This is a genomic window from Pseudomonas sp. SDO5215_S409 (assembly GCF_054071325.1).
On record NZ_JBSVWN010000001.1, the window covers coordinates 278,380 to 290,131 of the forward strand.

The following is an 11,752-nucleotide window of genomic DNA, read 5'->3' on the forward strand; positions in this document are numbered from 1 at the left end:
TGAGTTCCTTCCAGAAAGTGGGTACGCGCGGCGCAGGGCTCAGACGTAGGGTTTGATCGCAATCACGCTGGCATGCTCGAGCCCGCCGCTGGCGGCCTGGCCGTCATAGTCGATGGCCAGGCCTTCGTAGCCCGCCTCCTCGATGTGCAGCCCCGCCAACGTGCATTCACGGGCCAGGATTTGCGGGTCGACCAGGTTGATCAGCGGTGTGCCGCTGAGGGCATCGCTGGCGTGGCTGCCGCTGTCGATGGCATTGGCGGCACTGGCCTGCGCCCGGCTGCGGAAATAACCGGCGATGTCGGCGATGTAGCCCGGCCATTCCTCGCCGTTGGCATTGAGCTGCTCGTACTCGTCCACCCGCGCCGCCCAGTGCGGGAAGTACGGGGTGTCGCAGATCAGGAACAGCCGACCGCCCGGCGCCAGCCACTGGGCCATCTTGCGGATCGACTCGCGAAACGCCTGGGGCGGCAGAAAGTGCAGGATGCGCGCCGCGTGAATGGCCTGGAACCGACCGGGGGCGAAGTCCATATGGGGCAACGCCCCGGCCTGCGTGGCGAGGCGATCACGCAGCGCCGGGGCAACGCCTGCGGCGAGGATGCTCAGGTGTTGCTCCTCGATGTCCACCGCCAGTACGCGGGCGCCCTGCTCCAGGGCCGCGACGGTGGCCACGCCGTAGGCGCAGCCCATGTCCATCACTTCACCCGAGGCCTGGGCGGCGGCTTCCACGAACAGTTGCGAGCAGGCCGGCAGCACGGTGGTCATCGCGCCGGTGCCGTTGAGCGTCGGGATCATGCCTTTGATCTGCGCCGGCATGTGCACTGGCGCTGCTTCGTCGGCATGCGCGTGGCTGCACACCACGTCGCGCAGTTGCATCAGCACCCGGCCTTCGGCGTCGCACAGGTCGATGTCCAGGCGCGACACCGTGGAGGGCATTTCCACTTGGGCAAAGTCGTTGTCAGAGGCGCGCACCCACAACCACGCGGCGTGCTCCAGCGCGCCGTGCACGGTGACTTCGTCAATCGACAACAACGTGAGACTGTCGATGTCGCAGGCTTGGGCCCGGGCCAGCAAAGTGCTCAGTTGCACCAGCACGTTGGCTGGCTGCGCCACCGCGTGCCAGTGCGGGTGGTTTGCCGCCACGTTCAGCGCGGCGAGCGCCTGGCGCGGTTCGAACAAGGCCCGGCCGTGAATCTTGAGCTCGGCATCGTCGCCGGTGGTGAGGCGGTAGTCGATGGCATCGTCTTCACCGGGGGCCAGGGTCAGGTGCACGGCGAGCGGCGCGGGCGCGGCCCACAGCGGGTGCGGGAACACGATGTCGTGCAGCACCAGGTCGACCGGCTCGTCTGCGCCGACTTCGGCCGCCAGGCGCGTGGCCTGGATCAGCATGTCCAGGTGAGCCAGCTCGACAAAGCGCCGCGGCCCGGCGGCACTGGCGACAAACCAGGGCTCTTGCCCGCTGAAATCCGAGCGAAAGCGTTGCGCGGCAAAGGTCGAGACGTTGTGGTGCAGGATCGGCGAGAGCCACGTGCCCCCTTGGCCGGGCGCCGTGTTGCGCGCCGGGGCCTGGGGAAACCACAGCGAGTGCCGCGCAAAGGGATAGGTCGGCAGCGCGACTTTTTGAGGGGCGTTGTGCCCGGCATACAAGCGCTGCCAGTCCACCGCGACGCCCGCTACCCAGACACGCCCCAGGCCACGCGGGTTGCGTTCCTCGAGCCACTGCTGCACCACGCCGTGCATTTCGGCGCTGGCGAACAGCTGCCGTACGTCCTTGCCGGTGTCGGGGTCACGCGTGAGGAACGCGCTGGCGTCCTCCTTGCCCGCCACAAGGCGTTCCAGGCGCTCGGCCAGTGCGGGCAGCGAGTCGGCAAACACCACGGCGCGGTGTTCAAAATGTTCGCGCCCGGTTTGCAGGGTGTAGGCCACCCCGGTCAGCGTCAGCGTTGCCGCGTGATCGGCGCGCACATGAGCCAACAGGCGACGGGCCATTTGCTGGAGTTGGTCGGCGGTGCGGGCGGACAACAGGATCGCCTGTTCACCGCCCGCCTCGGGCGCCACGGCCTGCGCGGGCGCGCCCAGGTATTCACCCAGCACCATATGGCCGGTGACGCCGCCAAACCCGAAATTGTGAATGCCGATATGCCGCGCCTGACGCTGGCCGTCCACGTGCCTCGGCGCCCAGGCGGCGGTGTGACGCACGGGCTCGCAAGCGAACTCGCCCCGCTCGCTGTCCCAGTTGAAGTCCTGCAGGTTGGCGATCTTGATCAGGGTGTCGTGCTTGAGTGCCAGCAGGCTCTTGATCAGCGAGATCACCCCGGACGCGCCGGAGAAATGCCCCAGTTGGCCCTTGAGGGTACCAAACGCAGGCTTGGTGGCGCAGCCCTTGAAGACGGTGTCGAAGGCGTTGAGCTCTACGTCGTCGGCCATGGGATTGGCCGTGCCCTGGGCTTCGATGTAGTCGATGTCGTGGGGTTGCAGGTCCGCCTGTTCCAGTGCCTCGACGATGGTCTGGCAATGAATCTCGGCATTGGGCGCGGTGAGGTAGAGGCTCTTGCCGCCATGGCGCACCGACAGGCCCTTGATCACCCCCAAAATGGTGTCGTTGTCACGTTCGGCCACCGACAGGCGCTTGAGCATGACCACGCCCAGGCCGTCACTGAAGAAGTGCCCGTTGGCCTGTTTGTCGAATGGCCGCACCACGCCATCGCCGGTGAACAGGCCGAGCTTGCGGTTGTAGATATTCACCTCGGGGCTCAACACCAGGTTGACCCCGCCCGCGATGGCCGCCTGGGCCTGGCCGGTGCGCAGGGCCATGATGGCCCGGTCGATGGCGACAAACGAACTGGTGCAGGCGGCGTCCACAGTGGCCACCGGGCCTTTCCAGTCGAAATAGTGCGCGATGCGGTTGACCAGCATGGCGTGGGCGTTGCCGGTGTTCAGGTGCCCGTCGATCTCGGCGCCGCTGGCGCGGATAAGGTCGGCGTAGTCTTTGCGCTCGATGCCCAGGAACACGCCGATTTTTTGCTGGCGCAATTGGTCACGCGGGTAGCCAGCGCTTTCCAGCGCCTCCCACACGGTTTGCAGCATCAGCCGGTGCTGGGGGTCGATCAGTGCGGCCTCACGTGGGGCAATATTGAAGTGCAGCGGGTCGAAGCCGCGCACGTCGTCGATAAATGCGCCGTGGTAGCAGTCGGTTTTGTCGGGCGTGCCGAGGTCACCCAGGATCGCGCGCCAGTCCCAGCGATCGGCGGGCACTTGCGAGATAAACGGCTCGTCGGCCACCAGGCGCTGCCAGAAGTCACTCAAGCTGTCGGACTTGGGCAGGCGCCCGGCCATGCCGATGATGGCAATGTCTTCGGTCAGCGCCGACACGTCGCGCTGAGCGGACGCCCCCACGCGGGCCAGCGCGCGAGGGCCACGCCCCTGCACGGCTTTGCTGATCGGTTGCACGGGCGCCACGCTCGCCGGGGTGCGCGCCTGGAAATACTGCTGCAACTGGTCGGCCACCACCGCTTCAAGCGGCGCCGCGGCCTCAGCCGGTGCTTGGCCAGCGCTGACCTTGGGCGCGATATGCCGGGCCAGGGCCGACAGCGTCGGGTGCTCCATGAAAAACGATGGCGCCAGTTTCAAGCCTTGAAAATGCGCGGCGATACGCTGGGAGAATTCGGTCAGGGAAATGGAGCTGAACCCATAGTCGGCCAGGCTGCGGTCTGCCTCGACATCGGCCGGGTCCAGCCCGATGGTGGCCGCGAGCAAGCCGCCCAGGTCGGCCAGCACGTGCTGCTCGCCCGTGTTGGCCGGTTCGGGCGCAGGCTGCTGCACCGACTCGTGTAACTGCTTGATCACGTCCAGCGCTTCTGCCTCGGAAATGCTTTGGCTGTAGACCTTTTCGATAAACGTGTTCAGGTAAGTCATTACGAGGCCCTCGAGAGGTTCTTGAGTTCCGACAGAAAGTTCTCTGCGTCGATTTGTTTGTTCTGGATCTTACGCAGCAGCCCCAGGTACACCGGGTCATGCGCGGCGATCACTTGCTCCAGCGATTCGTTGGCCTGGTCGATGACCAGCGCGCGGTCGCTGAGGGGGGTGAGGAACTGGCTGTCCCAGTCGATGTGCAAGGGGTCGTGGAGCCAGGCCAGTGCGCCCTGCTGGTCTTCATGCGTGATCTGGCCTTCCTCGGCCAGACGGGCCACGCCCTCGGCCCCCAAGCCCGCCAGCAGGCGAACCTTGACCTTGCTGATTTGCTCATCGCCGTGCTCGTCCTGGATAAACGCCCGTTGCCGGCTGGCCGCGACGATGGCGGGCGCCTGCGCGCTGGCGTGCGGCCCGCGCAGGCGGTACTGGGCGGGAAAGCACGGGGTGTTGAGCAGGCTCCAGAAGGCTTTGAATTCACGGTAGGGGTCGGGCACCAGGCCCAGCTTGGTGCCGATGACCACTGCGGCCAGCGGGGCCATGATGATCTTGTCGGTGTCGGCCTGGTGTTGCAGCTCCTCGGCGCTGAGTTGGTAGTTGCCGGACACCACCTGGGCGTACCAGCGCGCCGCCATTTCCAGGTACGGGAAGGTGCCGATCACGCCGATTTCCTGAAGCCCGTATTGGTTGAACAGCAACGGGTTGTCGCGGTGGAACAAGCCCATGGCCAGATCGCGCACCGGGTCCAGGTCCTGCACGTAGTCGTAGAGCGCATGGGTGCGGTAGCCGGTGCACAGCACCACCACGTCGATGTCGTCGAGCACCTGCTCGCTGTCGACATGGAAGCACTGGGCCCCGACGAACTTGTCCACCTGGCCGAAGATGGTCTGGATTTTCCCGGCATTGACCAGGTCCACCACTTCGTCGTTGATGTGAATGAACGGGTTCTGCCGGAACTCGTTGAGGCTGGGCTGCAAGCCGCTGCGCTGCACGGCCTCGCTGAACGCGGGCATGGCCAGTTGCAGGCGGTCGATGTTGCGTTGTGCGCGCAAGACCTCGGGCATCAGCAGGTTGGCGGGCGAAACAAAGTCGTTGGGCAAAAAGCCCACCATGCGCGGCAGGATGAACTTGCGCGAGCGCAGGCTCCAATAGACCTTGGCCGCGACTTTGCTGGCTTCACCGGCGATGTCCATGCCGCTGACGCCGTTGCCGATCACCAGCACGCGTTTGCCCGCCAGGGGGGCGTTGTCAAAGTACGCACCCGAATGCAGGATTTGCCCCGGGAAGGTGTCCAGGCCCGGAATGCGCGCCTTTTGGGGCCGCTGGTAACGGCCATGGCACAGGGCGACGCCGTCGAAGTATTCCTGGCGGCGGGCGCCGTCGTGCTCGATCTCCACGTGCCAGCCCTCGCCTTCGGCCTTGACCGAGAGCACGCGGGTGTCGCAGTGAATGTGGCGCTCAAGGTCGAACCGCTCGGCGTAGGCCCCCAAATAGCGGCGCACGTCGTGCACGTCGGGAAAGGTGCCGCTGACGTCTTCGGGGTAGAAGTCGGAGAAGAAACTGGTGTCTTTGGAGTTCTGGAAGCGGGTGGTGGAGTACGTGCCTACTTCTTTGTCGCGCTTGAGGTTCCACACCCCGCCCAGGGTCGACTGCGCTTCGTAGACCACTGGCTGGTGGCCCTCCTCCAACAGCGACTTGGCCATTACCAGGCCGCCAGGGCCCGCACCGATCACGCAAATGCGGCGCGCCGCGGGTGTAGCGGCAGGGGCCGGTTGGTCCCTGTCCAGTGCGTTGTAGCGCTTGAACTGCAAGGGGTAACCGGGCAATGCCAGTTTCACGGCGCTGCCCGCCGGGTGCAGGGTGTTCCAGTCCAGCGCAACGCCGGCGACCCATTGCGCGGCAGGTTCGTCGTGCCCGGCCTGGGGCCAGGCGCTGTAGAAAATACCCGGCGCCGGGGTGTCGTCGCGCAGGCTTTGCAGGGCGCGGGCGAGTTGCTCGCCGACCTGCTCCAGGCTGTTGGCGACAAAGGCCAGGCGCACCTTGAACGCGTCGCGACCGACTTGCAGGGTGTAGGCCAGGTCGCGCAGGCGCAGCTCGGGCTTGGCCTGCACGTAGGCCAGGTGGTGTTGCAATACCTCGACCAACTGCGCGGGGGTGCGGGCGGAGAACACCAGCGACTGCGCGCCGGGCTCGTCGACGCGGGGGCTTTCGGGCGCGTAGTACTGCTCGACGATCACGTGGGCATTCACGCCAAAGCCATAGCTGTTGATGGCCGCGCGGCGTGGCGACGAGGCCGGGGCCCAATGCTGGTTGTGGGCGCTGATGCGCAAGGCGCTGGCGGCCCACAACTGCGTGACGTCGTCGGTGCCAACCCCGGGAATGCCGGGCTTGATGCCTTGCTGCAAGGCAAACACCACCTTGATCAACGCCGCCATGCCGGAGGCGACTTCGCTGTGGCCGATGGTCGGTTTCAGGCTGCCCAGGCTGATGCCCGGCGGGATGGGCCCGGTGGCGGCGTGCTCGGCGAACGCCGCTTCGATGGCGTTCACTTCAAGGCGGTCGCCCAGCAGGGAACCGGTGCCGTGGGTTTCGATGTACCCCAGCGATTGCGGGGCCACGCGGGCGTCGGCCAGGGCGTCGAGCATGGCGCTGCACATGCCCGCTTCGCTCGGCGCGGTGAGCGAGGATGCACGCCCGCCATGGTTGACGCTGGTGCCTTTGATCACGGCGGCAATGCGGTCGTTGTCGGCCAGCGCCCGGGCCAGCGGCTTGAGAATGACCACCGCTGCGCCTTCGGAACGCACGTAGCCATTGGCACCCGCCTGAAAGGACCGGGTGACGTGGTCGGGGCTCAACAGGCCCATGGCCTGGTAGCTGTGGAAGTAGTCGGGGCTCAGCAGCAGGTTGACGCCGCCGACCACCGCTTGTTCGCACTCGCCCTGGCGCATGGCGCGAATCGCACGGTGCAAGGCCACCAGCGACGACGAACAGGTGGTTTCGACGCACTCGCTGGGGCCGGACAGGTCCAGGGTGTAGGACAGCCGGTTGGCCACCATGGACGCCAGGTGGGCGGTGGCCAGGTAGCCTTTGTTGTCTTGCGCCTGCGAAGCCGCCAGGCCGTAGTCGTTCTGCGAGGCGGCGATGAACACGCCGGTGGTGCGTTGGCTGAACGTATCGGCGCTGATGCCGGCATCTTCCAGGGCACGCCAGGTGTGGGTGAGCATCAGCCGTTGCTGCGGGTCGATCAGTTGCGCTTCTTTGGGCGCCAGGCGGAAAAAACCCGGGGTCAAAATCGAACGCACCGGGGATGAACCCGGCCCACAACGGCGCAGCGTCTTGCACCAGGTGCGGGCGCATCGCGGCGGCTGCGCTGATGCAATTGCGCCCGGCCAGGATGTTGTCCCAAAACGCCTCGGCGTGCGGCGCCTGCGGGAAGCTGCACGCCAGGCCGACAATCGCGATGTCGTGCTCACCCGCCTCCCCCGCACCACTGGTGCGTGAGGGACGGTGCGCCGGGGCATGGGGCGTGGCTGGCGCGGCGGGCTGCCCGGAGCGGATACGTTGTGCGATGGCGGCCGGTGTGGCGTGGTCGGCCAGGTCGGCCAGCCCCCACTGCAGCTCAAAGCGCTGGTTGATACGGGCCAGAAAGGCGTTGGCCGAAATCGAGTTGCCGCCGATATCGGCGAACAGGTCGTGGGGCTGGATGTCTTCCACGCCCAGCAGCGTTTGCCACTGCTCGATGATGTAACGCTCGATCTCGCCCTGCTCCGCCACGTTGGCCAGTGGCGCCAGGGAAATGGGCCGTTGGGCCAGCACCTTGCGGTCGACCTTGCCGTTGGGGGTCAGCGGAATGCGGTCAATCGGCACCAAAAAGCTGGGCACCATGAAACCGGGCAACTGCCCGCCCAGCCAGGTTTTGAGACGACCGGCCAGCGAGGTGTTCGAGGCACGCGGCACGAAATAGCCGACCAGTTGGCCGGAGCCCGCTTGCTGGCGTGCGACCACCACCGCTTGCAGCACCTCGGGGTGGCTGTCGAGCTGGGCTTCTATGTCGCCGATTTCCACGCGATAGCCGCGAATTTTCACCTGGTTGTCGATACGCCCCAAGTGGTGCAGCAACCCGTCGGCCTGCCAGCACGCCAGGTCGCCGGTGCGGTACAGCTTGGTGTGGGCTTCGAAGGGGTTGTCGATGAATTTTTCGGCGGTGAGGTCCGGGCGGTTCAAATAGCCGTCGGCCAGGCCGGTGCCCGCGATGCACAGCTCACCCGGCTCGCCGATGGCGCAATGGCTGGCGTCTTCACGCATCAGGTAAAGCCGGGTGTTGGCGATGGGCCGACCGATAGAGACGGGCTGGCCGGGCTGAAGTTTTTGCAGGGTCGACCAGATGGTGGTTTCGGTGGGCCCGAACATGTTCCAGACCTCATTGCCCGCGTCGTCGAAACGGCCTTTGAGGGCATCGGACAGCGGCTCGCCGCCACACAAGATGCGCAGTGAGGCAGGCGCTTGCCAGCCCGCATGAAACAGCATCATCCAGGTAGCAGGCGTGGCCTGCATGAGCGTGGGCTGGACCTGGGCAATCAGGCTCATCAATTGGCTGGCATCGCCAGCCGTGGCGGCCGGGCAAATATGGCAGTGGCCGCCAACGATCAAGGGCAACAGCAGTTCCAGGCCGGAAATATCGAAGCAGTGCGTGGTCACCGCCAGCAAGGTGTCGCTGGCGGACATGCCGGGCTCTTCGGCCATGGACAGCAGGAAATTGCTCAAGGCACGGTGGCTGATCATCACCCCCTTGGGTTGGCCGGTGCTGCCGGAGGTGTAGATGATGTAGGCCAGGCTGTCGGGCGCAGCCGTCGGCGCCGCCAAGGCCTGGGTGCACGCCTCGACCAGTGGCCACTGCCGGTCCAGCGCCAGACTGGCGCAGTGCGCATTGACCCACGCGGCCACCGTGGGCTCGAGCGCTGCCTGGGTGAGCACCCAACGGGTATCGCTGTCTTGGAGCATGTAGCGCAGGCGCTGCTCGGGGTAGGCCGGGTCCAGCGGAATGTAGGTGGCGCCGGTGCGGGCAATGGCGAGCATGGCCACCACCAGGTCCAGCGAGCGCTCCATGAAGATGGCCACCCGCGTGCCCACCCCCACCTCTTGCCCGGCCAGGTACGCGGCTAGCTGAATGCTGCGTTGCGCCAACTGGCCAAAGGTCAGGCTGCGCTGCCCATCGGACACGGCGATGGCGTGCGGCGTGGCCTCGCAGCGGGCGTCGAACAGTTGGTGAAACGGGGCGGTGGTGTCGAAGTCGCGTGTGTTGACGCTCCACGCCGAAGGGACCGGATTGACTGACATGCGCTATCTCCCTGAACGGCCGTTGATTTCGTTGAGAAGGATGTTGATGTTGCTCAGGTCCTTGCCGAACTGATTGATCGAATGGCTGTACTTCAGGCCGCCCGGACGGGTGTATTTGATGAAGTTGGCCAGCGAGCCGGTGGCGCTCAGGTCGACGAACAGGGCCTGGGTGCCGCTGCTGGCCAGGTGTTTGATCAGGCCGTGGAAGTCGACGGTCTGGCGGATGATGCGCCACAGGTAATCGCGCGCATTGGCCAGGTCGCCCGCATGGATGGCGCGGGCGTAGGTCGAGGAGTAATAGGTGATGGTCGGCGCCTTGAACTCGATGCCGTCGAGGATCGCCAGGACCTTGTCGCGGATCGGTTCGATGTGGCTGGAGTGAAACGGGTACTGCACGGGCAATTCGATGGAGATGACGCCCATGGCATCCAGGCTGCGCTTGAGCTGCGCAAGGTCTGCCTGGGCCCCGGCAACACAGAAGTTTTCGGCGAAGTTGACGCCGGCCAGTTCCACCTGGCGATAGAGGTCGGGGTGTTGCTGGACATGCTCCACCGGCGCCAGCACGCTGAGCATCCCGCCTTTGGGGCAATGATCGGCCAGCACCCGGGACTGGCGCAGGGTCAGGCGCAACCCGTCCTGCCAGGACAGGCAGCCACTGACCGTCAGGCCAATGTATTCGCCCAGGCTGTAACCCAACACGGCGGTGGGCGTGACGCCTTCGGCGCGCAGCATGGCGGTGAGGCTGTAGCCAATGGCGAACAGCGCCGGATGGGTGTGCAGGATCGAATCGAACGGCTCATATACGCGGCGCGATTCGTCGTAGATGACCTTGACCAGGGAGAAGCTGGCCTCCTGTTCCACCAGCGCGCTGCAGGCGTCCATCTGCTGGCGGAAAGCCGGGTTGTGCTGGTACAGCTCGCGGCCCATCTGGAAGTACTGGGTGCCCTGCCCGCCGTACATGAACAGCGTGTCTTGGGCGGTCGGCACAGGCACAGGGCCCGGGGCCGGGGCCGAAGGCGGTATGAGCATCGGCGCCTTGAGGATTTTGTCGGTCAGCTTGGTGAGGACGTTGCCCGGGCCGAGTTCTTCGATGGGGTGGATGTCCTGGGTCAGCAGCCACGAAATGCTTTCGTACCACTTCACCGGCCGGGTGATCTGGCCGCTGAGCGTCGCAGCATAGTCGCGTTGCGGATAGGGCCGCGCCGTCATGTTGGAAATGACCGGGGTAGCCAGCGGTTGCAGCGAAAACCCGGCCAGGTAGCGGGCAAATTCGGCTTCGACCTCCTGCATGTAGCGCGAATGGAACGCGGCGCTGACATTGAGCGGGAAGTAACTGGCACCGGCCCGCTCGAAAAAGCCGCGGGTGCGCTCGCTGACCATGTCTTCGTGCAGGCCGGACAGGATGATCTGCTCTGGCGAGTTGATGTTGGCCAGATCGATGGTGCCAAGGCCCTCGTCACGCAGGATCGCCCGTACCCTCGCCTCGCTCAGGCCCAGCACGGCGGCCATGCCGCCCTTGGGGGCCTGGCTCATCAGCAGGCCCCGGCGCTGGACCAGTTGCAGGCCGGTGGCAAAGTCAAACGCGCCGGCGGCGAACAAGGCGTTGTACTCACCCAGCGAGTGCCCGGCGAAATACGCCACCTGCTCGGCCGCGCCACTGGTTTGCAAGCGGTGCAGGTAGGTGAGTGCACTGACGGTGTACAGGGCCGGCTGGGTGTATTGCGTGAGGTTCAGGCGCTGATCGCGGTCTTCCAGGCAGAGGTCGACCAGCGAATACCCGAGGATATCGCTGGCCAGGTTTGTGTAGGTGTTGAAGTGCTCAAAAACCGCTTCCCCCATTCCTTTGAACTGCGCACCTTGCCCCGGGAAAACATAGATCTTTTGCATGCGATCACCTTTTATTACCTAGCGTCACGTCTTGACGATGCACTCGTTCAAGACATGCCGGTGCGCGGCGCCCACAACAAACGTGTTGCGGCCACTATGAATGGAATACTGTATTTTCAAACGCCCACGGCAGAACGCTTGGCCCGACCTGACGAACACTCGCGCATTAAAAGTCATCAACCGTGAAAACGGGTTAAGCAGGTTTTTTATGAAACTTTCACATGATGCCTTTTTTGCCAGCAGGCACTTAAAACCTAGACCTGATGATTAAATGGAAGCGGCACCAGCGTTACAAACCGTACCCGCTGGCCCTGTTGTTATTTATCGAAGGTGGAATAAAAAAATACTTATCCTGCCCTGATCAATAATGGCTTATTGACATTTACCAAACCTGCACACCACGCCAAAACCCTCGGCTGGCTTGAGGATGACCGGCTAAACCGGCCAAACGTCATTGGCGTTTACGCAGGCCTTAAAGTGGGCAGATGGTACTCCAGAGCTTGCGAACTGAGTGGCCCCCAAATCGGGTACAAAAATAATGAACGCACGAGGTTTTGGTTAAACGAGGGCGGCCGCAAAAACTGAGTGCAACACCTCTACCTCAGGTAAGGTGCGGCAATGT

3 protein-coding genes and 1 pseudogene are annotated in these 11,752 nt (G+C 64.9%); all 4 read right to left on the reverse strand.

All coding sequences use genetic code 11. The features are described from left to right. Positions 1 to 39: 39 nt before the first annotated feature. Positions 40 to 3,912 carry a beta-ketoacyl synthase N-terminal-like domain-containing protein gene (locus ACW9H9_RS00750; RefSeq protein WP_457340949.1) on the reverse strand — a complete coding sequence of 1,291 codons (3,873 nt, stop codon included), beginning with the start codon at positions 3,910 to 3,912 and terminating at the stop codon, positions 40 to 42. Continuing rightward, complete coding sequence (locus ACW9H9_RS00755; protein WP_457370519.1) at positions 3,912 to 7,130, reverse strand: beta-ketoacyl synthase N-terminal-like domain-containing protein; 3,219 nt, start codon at positions 7,128 to 7,130, stop codon at positions 3,912 to 3,914. The genes ACW9H9_RS00750 and ACW9H9_RS00755 overlap by 1 nt, the downstream gene beginning before the upstream one ends. A 55-nt stretch (positions 7,131 to 7,185) precedes the next feature. Beyond that, positions 7,186 to 9,243, reverse strand: a pseudogene (locus tag ACW9H9_RS00760) (amino acid adenylation domain-containing protein); the annotation flags it as partial. A gap of 3 nt (positions 9,244 to 9,246) precedes the next feature. Beyond that, on the reverse strand, positions 9,247 to 11,130 hold the full coding sequence (gene fabD, locus ACW9H9_RS00765) for an ACP S-malonyltransferase (RefSeq protein WP_457340947.1): 1,884 nt from the start codon (positions 11,128 to 11,130) through the stop codon (positions 9,247 to 9,249). Positions 11,131 to 11,752 lie beyond the last annotated feature (622 nt).

Bases quoted from the DNA above. Each gene is read 5' to 3' on its own strand.
- ACW9H9_RS00750 (WP_457340949.1), bottom strand. From the start codon at position 3,912: ATGACTTACCTGAACACGTTTATCGAAAAGGTCTACAGCCAAAGCATT.
- ACW9H9_RS00755 (WP_457370519.1), bottom strand. From the start codon at position 7,130: ATGCTCACCCACACCTGGCGTGCCCTGGAAGATGCCGGCATCAGCGCC.
- fabD (WP_457340947.1), bottom strand. From the start codon at position 11,130: ATGCAAAAGATCTATGTTTTCCCGGGGCAAGGTGCGCAGTTCAAAGGA.